The organism is uncultured Dokdonia sp., assembly GCF_947496725.1.
Taxonomy (GTDB): Bacteria; Bacteroidota; Bacteroidia; order Flavobacteriales; family Flavobacteriaceae; genus Dokdonia.
Genome location: NZ_CANMDS010000002.1, coordinates 633,398 through 650,344, shown reverse-complemented (window position 1 = coordinate 650,344; position 16,947 = coordinate 633,398). Strand labels below are relative to the sequence as shown.

Here is a 16,947-nt window from a genome sequence, read left to right as displayed (position 1 = left end):
TCTCTGTAACAACTACATCGTGTACTAATGAAGTCCCTTCTAATTCTTCTTCCGTTGATACTGAAACTACACCAGCATCATCGTTATCTGTAATCGTTCCTGTAGCAGCTACTCCACCAACAGTAAGATCATAAACTTCAGCTTCCTCATCAATTGCATCTTCAGTTGTTGGTACTGTTACTGTAAAGTCAGTAACTCCAGCAGGAACTGTAATGGTACCATCACCATTTAATACAACACCGTTAGTAAATTCTGCATCCGTTGGTAGCGTGTAATCCTCATCCTCAGTACTGTCATTTGAAATAACAAATGGATATACTTCAGCATCTGCGCTCTCTGTAACAACTACATCGTGTACTAATGAAGTTCCTTCTAATTCTTCTTCCGTTGATACTGAAACTACACCAGCATCATCGTCATTGGTAATAGTTCCCACTCCAGTATTTGCCGCTGAATTGATTGTTCCGCTAGATACACTAGCTATACTAACCGAAAATTGCTCATTATTTTCGACTTTATCGTCTCCATTAACGGTAACAGGAAATACCCCACTTGTTTGACCAGCAGGAATCGTTACGGTTAATACTGTTGGTGCTACATAGTCATTATCTCCTAGAGTACCAGAACCTTCAGAAACAACAACTGTAACAACTGTGTCAATGTCTGCCGGAGCACTTAAAGTTACTGGAAAGTTGGCTACTACCGTAGTTCCATTATTCCCTTCTGTAACTGTTACATCTCCAATAGAAACAGTAATTGTATCAAAAAAATCATTTTCCTGAGAAGATTCTAGACCAGTGATTGATGTATTAATAACATTATCATTAGCACCATCTACATCACTAGTAGAAGTAATACCTGTTGGGTCAACCTCGGTAATTGTAAAATTTCCATTACCAGGTACCGTGAAACTGTATTGGCCATTTGAATCAGTAACCGTAGTTTGTGTTGAATCACCGGTAAGATTAATTGTCACACCCTGCCTCGGAACGTTATCAACGAAAACCTGACCACAAATTATTGGATCAGTAAGAAGAACAGCCTCTTCTGGAGAATAAACTACATCTTCAAATAATAAAGAAAACTGTCTATCTTCAAAACCTAAACCTCCATTATAACCATCTTTACTTATAGTATACTCAATAGATGAAAATGAATTATAGTAACCTGTAAACGAATATGAATCGTCTACATTTATACCGTTTACAATTCCAGAACCATTAGACTCACCTATAATCTGGGTTGCAGTTTCAGTGATTATCAATTCAGAATTTACACCGTTTGTGAAGTATGCATCTGGAAGTTCTAGTTTTACCCTCTCCCTATCACCTGGCTGATTACTGTCTAAATCCAGTGCTGTCAAGTATATTGACACTGTTTGGCTAATATTTGTATCTGCAAGAACAAAATTTAATGTAAACACAACCTCTTGACCATTAACACCTGGATCTCCATCAATCACTGGTTGAAATGCTCGATCAAAACCGCCAACAAGCGTTGTTGAAGCATCAAGATTATCTATGCTACTTATTCCAGCACCATTTATGAATGCATCTACAGATATTAAACAATCAATCCCTGGAGCGACGTCATTAAATCTGAATACATCATTGACTTCAACCGCATTAGGATCTCCAGATTCAGATTCTACTGTCATATTTGCACCGACAAAATTTGCACTATCTAAAACAATAGGGTCATCATCACACGATCTAGGTGTAGATTGTGCTTGTATATTTTGACCAAACAGAAAGACACAAACAGGAATCACAAAGTATTTTAAACTTTTTGAAACTTGATTAAGAGTAACTTTTTTCATAAACTATTAAAAATGAAAGACAAGCTTTCGGGTTTGATTATCAATTAAGAGGGTGTAATTTAAAAACCAAAACAAATGTATATGACAGAGAAACAATGAATTCTACTTATCAAATAACTAGCAGATTATCCGACAAACCGAAAAATTACATCGACGTTCTACACAGGAAAAATTTTTGTTAAAAGGAAATTACGCAACAAAGCCCTATAATCTTATTTAACAAAGTTTAACATTTTAAAAAAGGTCAAAAAAAATTCTTAACAGCCCGAAAGATACGTAAACAAAGGCATTCACAGCAATTTTGAAAAAAATTACTTTTTTAGAATTTTAAAATAAATGAACTTAAATCAATATTTTACAAGTAACTCATTAGCAAGTATTTAGAAAATTTTTCCGTTTTTTAACATATCAAGATGATATTTCAACAGTCTAAGTAAAATTTATTAACACATATATTCTTACAAAATAATCGTAAAAATTTTTCATCAATAATTTCCAAATTCAACAGATGATTAAAGAAAACACACCAGAGCTCTTTTTAGAAGATTTAAGAGCAAATTAAATAATATGATAGTGTGACTTAAGAAAATAAAGAAACCCGCTATATGCAGCTTTTAAGAAGTCGAAAAATCAAAAACTATATTGAAGGCCTATAGAACGAGTTGACACTATAGAAAAAACAAATGTAATATTTCGCGTAAGCGGAAAGGTTATCCCTTTATTAAATTCCAGATATCGTTACCAAAGATGATAACCATAAGACCCATTACAATAACAAAACCTATTATCTGTCCTCTTTCTAAAGTTTTTTCTGAAGGTGCTTTACCAGAAATCATCTCATAAAGTAAAAACATAACGTGTCCACCATCTAGAGCTGGGATAGGAAGAATATTTACAAAAGCTAGCCATACAGAAAACATTGCCGTAAAGCCCCAGAATTTATACCAGTCCCATTGTGGCGCCATCATCTCAACAATACCTATAGGACCTTTTACTTTTTTATACCCCTGTACTTTTCTATTAAATATGAGTTTAAATTGTCTTACTTGCTTTGTAAGTACATCCCAAGTTTTTGTGAGACCTGCTGGTATTGCGGCAGCAACGCTATACTCATCTTTAACCAGAAGTTCATTTACATTTGCTGCTACACCTAGCGCTCTATCTTGAGCTACCATAAATCTTTTCTCAATCTGCTCGCCATCTCTATCTAGTTGCATCACAACCTCACCACCCTTTGCGGCATCAAAGACAGACTGAAACTCTGACCACTCATTTATAGGTGTACCATTTATATTCATAATACGGTCTCCTGCAAGCACTCCATTTACATACCCTATTGAGTCCTTTGCAACAACACCTATTATATTACTAAATCTTGGTCTTATAAAACGCTCCTCTGCGTCAAGCACAGATTTTTTTGCCTCATCTGGTATGGCAAATGTCATCTCATTTCCATCACGTACAACAGTTACATTGTCACCTAGTAAAATATCTATCTGGACATCATCAAAACGTGTGACCGTCTTATCATCTATTTTTATAACCTGGTCTCCATTACGAAGGCCTATCTCCTCACCTATCTCACCTACTGCAATACCATATTTTAATCGGTCTGCAGGCACATACTCATCACCATAATACACAAGCATAGCACTATAGATAAACCACGCAAGCAGTACGTTTACCGTCACACCACCTATCATTACAATAAGACGTTGCCAGGCTGGCTTAGATCTAAACTCCCACGGTTCTGGATCTTTTGCCATCTGCTCCTTATCCATAGATTCATCTATCATACCAGCAATCTTGACATAACCACCTAGAGGTAGCCATCCTATACCATAAACAGTATCACCTATTTTCTTTTTAAAAAGTGCAAACTTCACATCAAAAAACAGGAAAAACTTCTCCACCTTAATTCCAAACCATCTGGCAGGAGCAAAGTGACCAAACTCGTGTAAAACAACGAGTATAGAAATAGCAAGCGTAAACTGGGCAATCTGTATAAATGTCTCCATAAAGGATAAAAGTCAATTTTTAAAACGCACAAAAATAGGCTTTTCGATGCGCATAGTAAAGTTCTAGAGCTGTATGATAGCATTTTTCAAGCCATACTTAAAGTAAATGCCACGTGCATTGTAACTTTGTAAAAAAATAAAGCTATGCGACAGATTTTTAATCGCTATAAAATACTACTCATTACACTTTTTGTGCTATCTGTAATTATACTTACCTTAATATATAGCCAACTTAAAGTAACTCCCACACTACCCATATATCAGCCAGATATGGTGAGTAAAGAACTCGTAGACAGCACCCTTCAGTATGTCAAGAAATACCACAAAATAAGTGACTTTGCTCTTACTAATCAAAACGGCAATCTAGTAACTCAAAAAGACTACGAGGATCACATCTATGTGGCAGATTTTTTCTTTACCACCTGCCAGACTATATGTCCTATTATGACAGACCATATGGTAGACATACAAGAAGAGCTCAAAGGTGACACACTCGTAAAACTTCTCTCGCACTCCGTTATCCCTGAGTATGACACGCCAGAAATTTTAAAAGCATACGCCATAAAGAAAGGAGTAGATGATAGTAGATGGAATCTTGTGACCGGCTCAAAAGAAGAAATCTTTACGCTTGCGCGAAAGAGTTATCTCGCGGTAAAAGATATACCAGGTACAGAAGATGACCTAGATATGGTACATACCGAAAACTTTATGCTCATTGACAAAAAAAGTCAAATAAGAGGATACTATGACGGTACAGATCGTGAAGCCATAGATCAATTGCTAGAAGACATCGAGATTCTAAAACAAGAGTACGAGCCACGTAAAGCTTGGTATCAAAAGATTTTTTAGTTTGGAATGCGTACGCTTTCGCGAAAGCGTAAAATGCATTACTTTTGTTATCTAAATTCAATCTAAATAAACATTGAAAAAAACAGTAGCCCACTTACTAAAAGGAGAACGCGCAATCATTACAGATGTAATGACAGACGAGGTACCTCTTAAACTACTAGAAATGGGCTGTCTACCAGGTAACGAAGTGCGTTTATTACAACTTGCGCCCTTTGCAGACCCTATGTACATAGATGTAAATGGTTGTCATATGGCGATACGTCGTGAGACTGCATTACACATTCTAATAGAAACGCCAGCATAACCCTATGGCAAAACAGCTCAACGTTGCACTCATCGGTAACCCGAACACAGGGAAGACCTCAGTATTTAATCACCTTACAGGCCTTAACCAGCAGGTAGGTAACTATCCCGGTATTACGGTAGAAAAAAAGGAAGGTGTATGTAAACTCCCTCGTGGTGTAAAAGCACATATATTAGACCTACCAGGTACTTATAGTCTTAATGCTTCTTCACTAGATGAGAATGTTGTAATAGAGTTACTACTTAATAAAAATGATAAAGACTACCCAGATGTAGCCGTTGTAGTGTCTGACGTAGAAAACCTAAAGCGCAACCTGCTTCTCTTTACGCAAATTAAAGATCTAGGTATACCCACCATACTCGCCATAAATATGGCAGACCGTATGGAGCGCAAAGCCATCTCTCTAGATATACCAGAGATGGAGAAGCGTCTTAAAACACGTATCGCTCTTATAAGCTCAAGAAAGAATACAGGAATAACAGAACTCAAAGAGCTTATATCTGAGTATCGCACGCTTAACACAGAACCTTGTGTTAATGCATCTGTCATTGCTCCAGAATATTTTGATAGATTACGCACTGCGTTTCCTAATCAAGATTTATATAAATTATGGCTAGTAATTACTCAAGATGTAAACTTTGGTAAGCTAGAACGGGGAGAGATGAAAAGTATCTCATCTTTTAAGACCGAATCTGAGAGTAATCTTAAAAGACTACAGCAAAAGGAAACCATCATACGCTATAAGTTTATAAATGAAACGCTCAACGAGACGCAAACTATAGACGTAGAAAATGCAAAAGATCTAAGAGCACGTCTTGATCGCATACTCACACACAAGGTATGGGGTTATGTGATTTTCTTTGCGATACTATTACTTATTTTCCAAGTGATATATGACTGGTCACAATACCCAATGGATGCTATAGACGCTGCATTTGCACATATGAGCGAGTGGGTCCAAGCTACGCTACCAGAAGGAAAGCTTACAGACTTACTTGCAGAAGGTATTATTGCGGGACTAGGTGGTATTGTGATTTTTATACCACAAATTGCCTTTTTATTTTTATTCATTTCTGTGCTAGAAGAGAGTGGCTATATGAGTCGTGTAGTCTTCTTGATGGATAGGGTGATGCGCCGTTTTGGACTAAGTGGGAAGTCTGTAGTGCCGCTTATATCTGGTACTGCCTGTGCCATACCAGCTGTAATGGCTACTCGTAATATAGAAAGCTGGAAAGAACGATTAATCACCATACTAGTAACACCATTTACCACCTGCTCTGCACGGTTACCTGTATATCTCATTATTATATCACTGGTAATTCCAGATGAGAAGTTCTTATTTTTTAATCTGCAGGCGCTCACACTTATGCTTATGTACCTCATAGGCTTTGGTGCTGCTATAGGCTCTGCGTGGATCCTCAATAAGATTCTTAAAATAAAGAGTAAGTCTTTCTTTGTGGTAGAAATGCCTAACTACAAACTCCCTCTTCTTAAAAACGTGGGGATTAATGTACTTGAAAAGACAAAATCTTTTGTAGTAGATGCTGGTAAAATCATACTCGCCATAAGTATTGTGCTTTGGGTACTCGCTTCTTTTGGGCCTAATGAAAAGTTTAATCAGGCAGAAGATATTGTAACTACAAACCTAGAAGCACAAGGAGGTATCAATGCATTTACAGATGCGCAGGCTTATCAAGCAGAAATAGATAAACTCGTTGCGAGCCAAAAGCTAGAACACAGCTATATAGGTTATATGGGTAAAGCCATTGAGCCTATAGTAGAACCATTAGGTTATGACTGGAAAATAGGGATTGCCCTTATCACTTCTTTTGCTGCTCGTGAGGTCTTTGTAGGTACGCTAGCAACTATTTATAGCGTAGGTGACGCCGAAGAAGAAACAATAAAAAACAGAATGGCAGGCGAGATCAACCCAGTACTAGGTACGCCTAGATTTAACTTTGCAAGTGGTATATCGCTTTTATTATTTTATGCCTTTGCAATGCAATGTATGAGTACACTTGCTATTGTAAAAAGGGAAACTAACACCTGGAAGTGGCCTATGATACAACTAGGTGCTATGACTGTAATAGCCTACGTAGCTGCACTAGTTGCCTACCAAGTGCTTAAATAAACTGTAAGGATTAACCGTTAAGAACTACTAAAAGCTATGGAAATTTTTCAAAAAATTATGGTGCTGCTCATCTTTCTTGCAGCTGTAGGTTACTTAATAACAAAATTCATATACACTCCTTCTTTTTTAAAAAAGAAGGACGACAACGGCTGTGGTAACAGCAGTTGCGGTTGCTAGTTTCTTACCTCTAGCTGTAAATAATAGTCGCTAGACTTTATTTTTGAATTTATTGTAGGGTAAGGTGCTAAGCCTCTTATAAAAATTTCAAGACCGTCTTCTGTGTAGATAGCAGGTAATTGCTTTCCATTAAGTGTGACTTGCTTAGTGATTTTATCACCTTTTTCATTTGTAATTTCTACCTCAACTTTTGCATTTCCTGCCCAGATACAGTCGGCTCCTTTTGGACATCTACTATCTTGCAACACTTGCACAAGTCTTAATGATGTATAATCTATAGACGTAGCAGCCCCTTGATAAGCTTTTACATATATTTTTGGGACTTCTACTTTTGTGGTGTCTTGCGCTTTCGCGAAAGCGGAAAATAAAAGCAAACAAATGAGTGTAAGGTATGTTTTCATAAACAACAGTTCTTTTTAAATCTTATGATTAGTTACTTAAATACTCCAAAACTAATGCCACGTTGCAAAATAACTATTAATTAGCCTCTAAAGAGGAAGAAGTCATCCTTCATATGCTCTATTTTTTCATCCTTATTTGTGATGATATATTCTAGAGCGAGGTCTGTAAACTCTTTTCCTTTTATAGTAAGAGAGACAATGTTCTTATCAATGTGTACGAGGTTGTTTCTTTCGGCAAGGTCAAGTACTGTTTTAGAGCGTACCTTTTGCCAGTTTATATGCTCATTAAGATGTTTTACGTGGCGCTCACTCTCTTCTTCGTGGTTGTTTAAGTGTAATAAAAATGTAAGAAGTGACACCTCCGTGCGCTGTTGTTTCTGGCGATACATCACTGCAATGAGACCTTTATTTGGCGCAAATAGATAGACCATTAGAAAGACTAAACCTAAGACGGTTGTCATAGATCCAGCGATAGAGGCATCAAGAAAATGAGCCACCCAATACCCCGCTATTGCCGAAAAGACTCCAAAGATAACAGATAACACCAGCATCTTTTTTAAATCTGAAGTGAGCAAATATGCAGTGGCCGCAGGGGCAATCATAAGCGCTACGACTAGCACTGCACCTACTGCTTCAAAAGCGCCCACCACAGTAACAGAGGAAACTGTCATTAATCCATAATGCAGAACGACAGGTGAGAATCCTAATGCTGCTGATAGTCCTGCATCAAAGGTGCTTACCTTAAGCTCCTTGAAGAAGGCAAATAGCATACCTATGGTTATTAACAAAATTGTACCCATAACCCATAAAGATTTTGGACCGATATCTGTACCAGACACAATGAGTCTGTCAAAAGGAGCAAAAGCGAGCTCACCTAGCAAGACGGCATCTACATCTAGATGCACATCGTTTGCATTTTTTGCAATGAGAATAACACCTATGCTAAATAAGGCTGGGAAGACTAAGCCTATTGCCGTGTCTTCTTTTACAAGTCCCGTTTTCTGTATTGCCTCCACAAGTACTACTGTAATCACTCCCATAAGGGCCGCAAGAAGTATTAAAAGCGGAGAGTTAAGATCTTCTGTTATAAAGAAGCCTATCACAATACCCGGCAAGATAGAGTGACTTATGGCGTCACTTATGAGCGCCATCTTACGCAATACAAGAAAAACTCCTGGTATAGCACACGCTATAGCGACTACTGCGGCAATAAGTTGTATTTCTACCTGAGCATCCATTAGTTATTCTTATAAAGGTTTACTGCGGCGTCATAGCCTTTTTCTGTCATTGCCCATTTCTGACCTCGTACTTTCACCCATTCTTTTTCTTCCATCTCTTTAAGAGAAGCACGGGTATACCCTTGAAAATTATTAAGAATCTTTATTGCGTGTGGGTGTGATATATTCTCGTGTGTTTTTGCGATATCAAACATAAATTGCAAGGTCTTTTGTAATTTGAGATCTCGTCTATTCTGATACTTGCGCAGCTGTTTAAACAAAATTCCGCGACCAGGAGAAAACACAAATGAAACCACCACAAACACACCAGCTACCAGCACAATAACTGGCCCTGTAGATAAGTTATTTTGACTCGCACTTATAGCTGTCCCAAATACACCAGAAAAGGCACCAAAAATCGCCGCAAGCACGATCATTACACTTAGCTTATTTGTCCACTGTCTTGCAGCTGCGGCAGGAGCAAGAAGCATAGCACTCATAAGTACAACACCTACCGTTTGCAATCCTAAAACAATAGCCAGAACAATAAAAAAAGTGATAAGCACATCTATAAATCTAGTATTAAAACCCAATGTCTTTGTATAATCTGCATCAAAGAGAAGAATTTTAAACTCTTTCCAGAAGAGTAACATAATCACCAGACAAATTCCAGTTACAATCGCCATCAACATTACGTCGCTCTCTACGAGGGTTGCGGCTTGACCAAATAAGTATTTATCAAGTCCTGCTTGATTTGCATTAGGTTGTTTCTGTATAAATGTGAGCAATAACATTCCAAAACCAAAAAATAATGATAACACAAGACCAAGTGCTGTATCACTCTTGAGGTGCGTTTTTGTAATCATACCTCGTATCCAGAAAGTACCTATCAAACCACTTACGAGTGCTCCAAGCAATAAGATATTACTATCCTTTGTACCGGTGATTAAAAAAGCTATTGCAATACCTGGTAGGGCTGCGTGTGATATAGCATCACCTAGAAGGCTCTGTTTTCTCAATACCGCAAAACTCCCTAACATCCCACAGATTGCTCCAAGAATAGCTGTACCCAAGGTAATAGTCCTTAGAGTATAATCTGAAAATAATTGCGAGAAGTAATCTGAGAGTTCCATAAATTAATAGCTATTAGTTCTTAACCTTTAGCTTTGGGATTTAGACTTAATGAATTGAGAGCTTAAAGCAAATCTCTCATCAACTGGAAACTTCTGAATTATTTCATAGACAAAGTCAACAAAGTCTAGTGATTTTTGATACACTTTTAGTTTCTCAAAATTAAATACAACTTCTTTACTCATTATCTAAATATTCTAAAAGCTAAGCTCTAAAAACTACCAACTACTGATTTACAGCTACCTTATAATTAATCCCATAGGTTTTGGTGAGATTATCATCATTAAAAATATCCTTTACTGGACCGGTAGCAATCTTCTTTACATTTAAGAATGTTACCCAGTCAAAATACTCTGGGACCGTTTGTAAATCGTGATGTACAACCACTACGGTTTTACCTGCTTTACGAAGTTCCTTTAAGATATTGATAATGGCAATCTCTGTCGTAGCATCTACCCCTTGAAAAGGTTCATCCATAAAATAAATAGCAGCATTTTGCACAAGTGCTCTGGCAAGAAAGACACGTTGCTGCTGCCCGCCAGACAGTTGGCTTATCTGTCTACTTTTAAAAGGTAGCATCCCTACTTTTTCAAGTGCTTCTAGCGCTGCTTTTTTTTGCTTTGCTCCTGGTCGCTTTATCCACCCTAGCTTCCCATACGTTCCCATCATCACTACATCTAGCGCCGTAGTAGGAAAATCCCAGTCTACACTCCCCTTTTGAGGTACGTAGGCCACTAGCTTGCGCTGCTTATCGTATGGTTTTCCATAAATGGAAACACTCCCAGCTATGGGGTCTATAATACCCAAAATGGATTTTATAAGAGTAGACTTACCAGCACCATTAGGACCTACTATTGCCATAAGCACGCCTTCAGGCACCTCAAGATCAATATCCCACAGCACTGGTTTAAAGTTATAAGCAACGGTGAGATCATCTACGCGTATGGCTATTTTTGAATCTGACATTGTTTTATTTTAAGGCTTCTACGATTGTAGTCACATTATATGTAAACATCCCTATGTAGGTTCCCTCTTCTGTACCAGCATTACCCAGCGCATCGCTATATAAAGATCCCCCTATGGTTACTTCGTTTCCTTTAGACTGAACTGCGGCTTGCAATGCCTCTATCGTGCGTCTAGGCACAGAGCTCTCTACAAAGATGGCTTTTACCTTGTTCTCTATTATAAATTTTGATAAACGCTGCACGTCTTGAACACCAGCCTCTGTTGCTGTAGATAGACCCTGCAAGCCTACTACCTCAAAACCATAACTCTTCCCAAAATAATTAAAGGCATCGTGTGCGGTAACGAGTATCCTTTTTTCGGGGGCAAGGGTTGCTACTTTGGCCTTTATTTCGGCTTCTAGGGTTTCTAGTTTTGCGAGGTATCCTTTAGCATTTGTTTGATAGTATTGTGCGTTCTGAGGGTCCTTTCGCGAAAGCGTACTTGTCACCTCTGCTACAAACTGCTTAAAGTAATTGATATTAAACCAGACGTGAGGATCATAGTTAGACGCAAAATAGTCTGACCCTATGAGCGTACTTTTATCTAGAGCTTCTCCTAGAGCCACTTGGGTCACTTGGGTGGCGTTCATCTTTTCAAACACCTCCACCAGTTTACCTTCTAGGTGTAGGCCGTTATAAAAAATAACATCTGCACGAGATAATTTTGTCACATCGCCAGCACTTGCTTTATATAAGTGTGGATCTACTCCGGCACCCATAAGCCCCTGCAAGTTGATGTGCTCACCACCTATGTTTTTTACGAGGTCTGTAATCATAGAGGTAGTGGTAACAACGTTTAACCTACCATTATCCTCTTTATTTTCTTTACAACTTATCACGCTTAAAGCGAAAAATACAATTGCGATATAAAAACTCTGCTTCATTAATGCTGCTTTAAATTAAATGTGGATGTAAAGATTTTCGGCTATTTTTTTTGAGATAAAAAACTGCTCTCCCTGCACCTGAATGACCATTGATCCATCAAAAAACTCTTTACCAAGTACTTTGATTTTTGAACCTATCGCTATGCTACGCTTGTCTAAAAACTGAAGAAAATCTGGACTTGTCTCACGTACACCTACTAGCTGACCTTGGTTTCCTTTCTTAAGTTCGGCGAGTAGTTTCTTTTCGGCACTTTTGATATTTCCGTTTTTATCTGGAATAGGATCACCGTGCGGATCGTAATCTGGATAATCTAAAAACTTATCGAGCCTGTTTATGAGCTCTTGTGATTTTATGTGCTCCAGTTGCTCTGCTATATCGTGCACCTCGTCCCATTGAAAATCGAGCGTTTCTAAAAGAAAAACTTCCCAAATACGATGTTTTCGCACGACACCTAGCGCCGCTTTTTTTCCTTTTTCTGTAAGTGTGGTGCCCTTATACTTTACATAATTCACTAGTTGCTTGTCTGCAAGCTTCTTTACCATATCTGTGACTGAAGATGGCTTAGTCTCCATCTCTCCTGCTATGGCATTAGTGCTCACCCCGTGCTTTGCAATCGCCTCAAGATGATAGATTGCTTTTAAATAATTTTCTTCTGACTTGCTATACATAACTTATTGATGTCACCAAAGATACAGATTTTTACAATCGCAACAATAATTTTTTAGATAAGACTAACTTTTTTTATAGCTTTGCAGAAAAAAGAAAAACTATGCATAGAGTACTTTTATGTCTATTGCTTTTTGCTACTCAATTTACCACTGCTCAAACCACCATTAAAGGTGAAGTTTCTGACCCTAAGGGCCCATTACCCTTTGTAAACGTATACCTCGCAAATACAACCCTAGGTGCATCTTCAAATAATGACGGTAGCTTTGAGATTTTAAATATACCAGACGGAACTCATACCCTTATTGCCTCTTTTACAGGTTATGAATCTATAAAGAAAAACGTCACTGTAAACGGTGGTACTATAACCGCAAATTTCATTCTTAAACAAAACACATCTCTCGAGGAAGTCGTAATTTCTGGAACCCTTAAACCTGTGGTGCGTAAAGAAAGTCCCGTGCCGGTAGAAGTATACTCTCAAGCATTTTTAAAAAAGAATCCTGTACCCTCGGTTTTTGAGGCGTTGCAAAATGTGAATGGCGTGCGCCCGCAACTCAACTGTAGTGTGTGTAATACAGGCGACATACATATTAATGGTCTTGAAGGTCCATACACGCTTGTACTCATAGACGGGATGCCTATTGTAAGTGGCCTTTCTACTGTATATGGCCTTTCTGGGATTCCTACTTCGCTTATAGAACGAGTAGAGGTGGTAAAAGGACCAGCCTCATCGCTCTATGGAAGCGAGGCAGTAGGAGGATTAATAAATGTGATTACAAAAATACCCGAGCAAGCACCACGCTTTTTTATAGAAAACCAACTTACAAGTTGGGGAGAAAACAACTTAGACATAGGCGTTTCTTTTAAGGCTGGAAAAGCAAACAGTCTAGTGGGTGTAAACTATTACAACTACAGCAATCCCATAGATAACAACAACGACAACTTTACAGATGTAACGCTGCAAGACCGTATTTCGGTGTTTAATAAATGGAGTTTTGACCGCAAGAATGATAAAGTCTTTGATCTCGCTGGGCGGTTTTTTTATGAAGACAGATGGGGTGGAGAACTACAGTGGACACCCGCTTTTCGCGGAGGCGATGAAATATATGGAGAGAGCATTTACACGCGTCGTTTTGAAATTTTAGGAAATTACCAACTACCCACTACCGAAGATTTTTTACTACGCTTTTCATACACAGACCACGATCAAAATAGCGTGTATGGTAATGAAGCCTACATTGCACAGCAGCGTATAGGCTTTACCCAACTCACTTGGAATAAAAAAATAAACAGACACGACCTACTGCTCGCAGGTGGTGTACGTTATAACTATTATGATGACAATACCACAGCAACCTTTAATGCAGGAGCAAATGCCGAAGAAGAGGTGGTGATTCCTTCATTTTTAATACAAGATGAGATTAAGTTTACAGATAAAAACACTCTTTTACTGGGTGCTCGTTATGATTATGACTCACGACACGGCAGCATATTTACCCCGCGCCTAGCATACAGACATAAATTTAATGAAGACAATATTTTAAGAATCAATGCTGGTACAGGTTTTAGAATAGTAAGCCTCTTTGCCGAAGATCACGCCGCGCTTACAGGTGCAAGAGATGTCATTATCACAGAAGAGCTAGACCCAGAGCAATCGTATAATGTAAATCTCAACTACTTAAAGAAAATTTATAATCGAAATGCTATCTTAACATTAGATGCTTCTACTTGGTTTACACATTTTACAAATCAAATACTCCCAGATTATGACACAAACCCAAACCAGATTATATACAGCAACCTTAATGGCTACTCACAAACTTACGGTGCTAGTATTAATCTAGACGCCACACTTACAAACGGTATAAAAGGAAGTCTAGGAGTTACATATCAAGATGTATCACAAACCGAAGACGGCGTGCGTGAGCGTCAAATTCTTACCGAGAGTTATAGCGCAAACTGGTCACTAAGTTATAAAATAGAAAACCTTAATCTCAATATAGATTATACAGGCAGCCTATACGGCCCTATGCGATTACCCATACTGGGAGAACTAGACCCTAGAGAAGAATACAGCCCCACCTGGAGCACACAAAACATACAGCTCACCTATGACGGCATTACAAATCTAGAACTCTATGGCGGCGTCAAAAACTTGTTGAACTACACTCCTAACCGCAATAACCCTTTTATCATCGCCAGAGCAGACGATCCTTTTGACGAAAATGTAGTCTTTGATAATCAAGGGCAAGTAGTGCCTACGGCAGATAACCCAAATGCACTCACCTTTGACCCCAACTATATATTTGCTCCTAACCAAGGAATACGCGGCTTCTTTGGGATACGCTACACCTTAAACTAAAGTGTTAATCCTCACTAATTTAACACCTATGGATATAAACTTGTGTACTTTTCTCAAAAATTGAGAAGATGAAGAAGAAAACTATACGTGCCATTGCCCCATTACAGTCTTGGGATATTTTTTCTGAAGGTCTTGCTCAAAATAGCATAAAAGCGAGAAAAAAAGCCGAACGAGAGCAACTTGCGATTTTCAAGAAAAAACATAAGTGGACAATTGACGTAGCTTCTATCACAGACCAAGACTACACCACCATAGTTGTTACAGATCACACACAGCACATACAATGGGTAAATGCAGGCTTTAGCGATATGACAGGTTACCCTAAGAGTTATGCCATAGGGAAGCACCCTCGTTTTTTACAAGGAGCAAAAACTTCTCCGCAAGTACGTGAAGAAATTAAAATACACCTTAGTAAAGGGGCCGTAGTAGAGCGACAACTTCTCAATTATAAAAAAGACGGCACACCGTACCTGTGTGATATAAAAATTATACCGCTACACAACTCAAAAAGTGAAATCACTCATTTTATGGCACTAGAGAAACCTGCTAGAGTAGCCTAGTATTTTTTTCTTTTAAATATTGAGTCCTCCCTTTTTTGACTCATTAGTATAGCACACTTTTCTTAAACTACTTGCACTCCACGCAAATTGCAGGTGGATATTTTTGCGCTTTCGCGAAAGCGTTAGAAACTACTCCTAAACTCCTTAAATCTCTTTTAACAAAATATTAACTTTTTGACAAAAAAAACTGTATACCACTACAAAACAGCTCTTTCTATAAAATCAAAACAACTAATTTGTTTTGACAGAACTCTGAAATAAAGGAAATCCGTAAAATAATCACGTAAGAATTTTCTACATTGCTCAAAATTACTTTCTAAAATTATAAGGTTAATTATGGGCTGACCACCCGCAGATGAAATGCAAAAAAAACAAAACACATATTAATGTTAAAACCACAAACTAAATAATTTATAATCAATCAAAAATGAAAAAGCCTTTAATATATACCATTGTTCTTCTAGTATTGAGCCTGAGTTTTTCGTGCTCGAAAGAAGAATTATCAATTGAAAATTAAAATAGTCTTGGAGAAATTATATATTTCGAAAGCAATGAGACTTTTAAAAATACGCTAAATTTATTTAATTCTTTTAATGAAATCTCTGAATTTGAAGATTGGAGTAGACAACAAAACTATAATTCCCTTTACTCTGACAAGAACATTACTCTAAAAGAGCAAGAAGATTTGCCTCTATCATTCCTATTCCTATTAAATGAAAAAAGAGAATTTCAAATAGGAGATAGAATTATTAATTACAGTGAAGGTGTCTTTTATGAAAGGAATCTAAATGGTTTAAACCAATCTAATAAAATATTTGCAAAAGTCGAGCAATCCCCTCTTTCAACAGATAACGAAGATGGCTTAACAGATAAAATCACATCTAATAGGGTTTCAATTAATGCTAATGGAGGGGAATACAAACAAGGATGGCGCGAATATAATAGACAAAAATATCGTACTCGCTGCGGCACACCATACAACAAAAGCCTAAAGTACAGACTCGTACACTACTTAGTGGTACGAAAAGTATCTGGTCCGTTTTTTACTCAGTCAGATCTAATTTTTAAATTGAGAATGAGTCAAAAGACGGGATCTGGTTGGAAATATAACAATACGACAACTGAAAGGTTATATGACCTCAATTTATCTGGAAGTTGGTACATTAAATACAAATATGGAGGAAATATAACCTCAGTTAAATCTTTTTCAATTAATGATAAAAATTATTGTTCTTCACCATTAAAAGGAACCAAATCCTTTTGGATAGGTAATTATAATTTTGTTAGTTCTACCCCAATAAGTCATTATGAATGGCGAGTTAATTTGAGTGGTTCAATATTTCACAAAGTTAATGGTGATACGAATCAGTTAAATACAACTATTAATTGGTAATATTTTTATAAATCGCAAATCCGTATAGAG

Annotated in this window: 16 protein-coding genes; 7 read left to right on the top strand and 9 right to left on the bottom strand. The window is 37.6% G+C overall.

Translation table 11 applies throughout. From position 1 onward, the window contains the following. Together Q0948_RS06860 and rseP are read right to left on the bottom strand one after the other, a co-directional pair. On the bottom strand, positions 1-1,771 hold a 1,771-nt coding region (locus tag Q0948_RS06860; protein ID WP_298350198.1), incomplete at its 3' end, for a Calx-beta domain-containing protein. 758 nt (positions 1,772-2,529) lie between these two features. Beyond that, positions 2,530-3,837: an RIP metalloprotease RseP gene (rseP, locus tag Q0948_RS06855; RefSeq protein ID WP_298350195.1), complete on the bottom strand. Its 1,308-nt coding sequence runs from the start codon at positions 3,835-3,837 to the stop codon at positions 2,530-2,532. Positions 3,838-3,981: 144 nt separating this feature from the next. Here rseP and Q0948_RS06850 point away from each other — a divergent pair, with 144 nt between their 5' ends. From Q0948_RS06850 to Q0948_RS06835, 4 genes are all read left to right on the top strand, one after another. Further along, positions 3,982-4,686: an SCO family protein gene (locus Q0948_RS06850; RefSeq protein WP_298350193.1), complete on the top strand. Its 705-nt coding sequence runs from the start codon at positions 3,982-3,984 to the stop codon at positions 4,684-4,686. Between the two features lie 73 nt (positions 4,687-4,759). Then, positions 4,760-4,990, top strand: a complete 231-nt coding sequence (locus Q0948_RS06845; protein WP_035326774.1) for a FeoA domain-containing protein — start codon at positions 4,760-4,762, stop codon at positions 4,988-4,990. Between the two features lie 4 nt (positions 4,991-4,994). Continuing rightward, the gene (gene feoB / locus Q0948_RS06840; RefSeq protein ID WP_298350190.1) at positions 4,995-7,121 is read left to right on the top strand and encodes a ferrous iron transport protein B; all 2,127 of its coding nucleotides are present in this window, start codon (positions 4,995-4,997) and stop codon (positions 7,119-7,121) included. 36 nt (positions 7,122-7,157) lie between these two features. Then, positions 7,158-7,298 carry a hypothetical protein gene (locus Q0948_RS06835; RefSeq protein WP_298491269.1) on the top strand — a complete coding sequence of 47 codons (141 nt, stop codon included), beginning with the start codon at positions 7,158-7,160 and terminating at the stop codon, positions 7,296-7,298. Here Q0948_RS06835 and Q0948_RS06830 read toward each other — a convergent pair. The 7 genes from Q0948_RS06830 to Q0948_RS06805 form a co-directional block, all read right to left on the bottom strand. Further along, a complete protein-coding gene (locus Q0948_RS06830; RefSeq protein ID WP_298350188.1) occupies positions 7,295-7,699 on the bottom strand; it encodes a hypothetical protein in 405 nt (134 codons plus the stop codon). The two genes, Q0948_RS06835 and Q0948_RS06830, sit on opposite strands and share 4 nt — an antisense overlap. A gap of 80 nt (positions 7,700-7,779) precedes the next feature. Beyond that, positions 7,780-8,937, bottom strand: a complete 1,158-nt coding sequence (locus tag Q0948_RS06825; RefSeq protein ID WP_298350186.1) for a metal ABC transporter permease — start codon at positions 8,935-8,937, stop codon at positions 7,780-7,782. Beyond that, entirely contained in the window at positions 8,937-10,049 is a 1,113-nt protein-coding gene (locus Q0948_RS06820) for a metal ABC transporter permease (RefSeq protein ID WP_298350183.1), read from the bottom strand. Before Q0948_RS06820 ends, Q0948_RS06825 begins: the two co-directional genes overlap by 1 nt. A 27-nt stretch (positions 10,050-10,076) precedes the next feature. Then, the gene (locus tag Q0948_RS14935) at positions 10,077-10,232 is read right to left on the bottom strand and encodes a four helix bundle protein (RefSeq protein ID WP_363317794.1); all 156 of its coding nucleotides are present in this window, start codon (positions 10,230-10,232) and stop codon (positions 10,077-10,079) included. A gap of 40 nt (positions 10,233-10,272) precedes the next feature. Then, positions 10,273-11,013 carry a metal ABC transporter ATP-binding protein gene (locus tag Q0948_RS06815; protein WP_298350181.1) on the bottom strand — a complete coding sequence of 247 codons (741 nt, stop codon included), beginning with the start codon at positions 11,011-11,013 and terminating at the stop codon, positions 10,273-10,275. 4 nt (positions 11,014-11,017) lie between these two features. Then, entirely contained in the window at positions 11,018-11,935 is a 918-nt protein-coding gene (locus Q0948_RS06810) for a zinc ABC transporter substrate-binding protein (RefSeq protein ID WP_298350179.1), read from the bottom strand. Between the two features lie 15 nt (positions 11,936-11,950). Then, complete coding sequence (locus tag Q0948_RS06805; RefSeq protein WP_298350177.1) at positions 11,951-12,604, bottom strand: metal-dependent transcriptional regulator; 654 nt, start codon at positions 12,602-12,604, stop codon at positions 11,951-11,953. Between the two features lie 101 nt (positions 12,605-12,705). Between Q0948_RS06805 and Q0948_RS06800 the strand changes: the two genes are divergently transcribed. The 3 genes from Q0948_RS06800 (at position 12,706) to Q0948_RS06790 (ending at position 16,917) form a co-directional block, all read left to right on the top strand. Next, positions 12,706-14,964: a TonB-dependent receptor gene (locus Q0948_RS06800; protein ID WP_298350175.1), complete on the top strand. Its 2,259-nt coding sequence runs from the start codon at positions 12,706-12,708 to the stop codon at positions 14,962-14,964. 68 nt (positions 14,965-15,032) lie between these two features. Next, on the top strand, positions 15,033-15,524 hold the full coding sequence (locus Q0948_RS06795; RefSeq protein WP_298350172.1) for a PAS domain-containing protein: 492 nt from the start codon (positions 15,033-15,035) through the stop codon (positions 15,522-15,524). Between the two features lie 685 nt (positions 15,525-16,209). Then, positions 16,210-16,917 (top strand): hypothetical protein, encoded by a 708-nt coding sequence (locus tag Q0948_RS06790; RefSeq protein WP_298350170.1) that lies wholly within the window; start codon positions 16,210-16,212, stop codon positions 16,915-16,917. Positions 16,918-16,947 lie beyond the last annotated feature (30 nt).

Excerpts from the sequence above, each read along its gene's own strand:
- feoB (WP_298350190.1), top strand. The coding sequence starts at position 4,995 with ATGGCAAAACAGCTCAACGTTGCACTCATCGGTAACCCGAACACAGGG.
- Q0948_RS06830 (WP_298350188.1), bottom strand. The coding sequence starts at position 7,699 with ATGAAAACATACCTTACACTCATTTGTTTGCTTTTATTTTCCGCTTTC.
- Q0948_RS06820 (WP_298350183.1), bottom strand. The coding sequence starts at position 10,049 with ATGGAACTCTCAGATTACTTCTCGCAATTATTTTCAGATTATACTCTA.
- Q0948_RS06850 (WP_298350193.1), top strand. The coding sequence starts at position 3,982 with ATGCGACAGATTTTTAATCGCTATAAAATACTACTCATTACACTTTTT.
- Q0948_RS06835 (WP_298491269.1), top strand. The coding sequence starts at position 7,158 with ATGGAAATTTTTCAAAAAATTATGGTGCTGCTCATCTTTCTTGCAGCT.
- rseP (WP_298350195.1), bottom strand. The coding sequence starts at position 3,837 with ATGGAGACATTTATACAGATTGCCCAGTTTACGCTTGCTATTTCTATA.
- Q0948_RS14935 (WP_363317794.1), bottom strand. The coding sequence starts at position 10,232 with ATGAGTAAAGAAGTTGTATTTAATTTTGAGAAACTAAAAGTGTATCAA.
- Q0948_RS06815 (WP_298350181.1), bottom strand. The coding sequence starts at position 11,013 with ATGTCAGATTCAAAAATAGCCATACGCGTAGATGATCTCACCGTTGCT.
- Q0948_RS06805 (WP_298350177.1), bottom strand. The coding sequence starts at position 12,604 with ATGTATAGCAAGTCAGAAGAAAATTATTTAAAAGCAATCTATCATCTT.
- Q0948_RS06795 (WP_298350172.1), top strand. The coding sequence starts at position 15,033 with ATGAAGAAGAAAACTATACGTGCCATTGCCCCATTACAGTCTTGGGAT.
- Q0948_RS06800 (WP_298350175.1), top strand. The coding sequence starts at position 12,706 with ATGCATAGAGTACTTTTATGTCTATTGCTTTTTGCTACTCAATTTACC.
- Q0948_RS06810 (WP_298350179.1), bottom strand. The coding sequence starts at position 11,935 with ATGAAGCAGAGTTTTTATATCGCAATTGTATTTTTCGCTTTAAGCGTG.
- Q0948_RS06825 (WP_298350186.1), bottom strand. The coding sequence starts at position 8,937 with ATGGATGCTCAGGTAGAAATACAACTTATTGCCGCAGTAGTCGCTATA.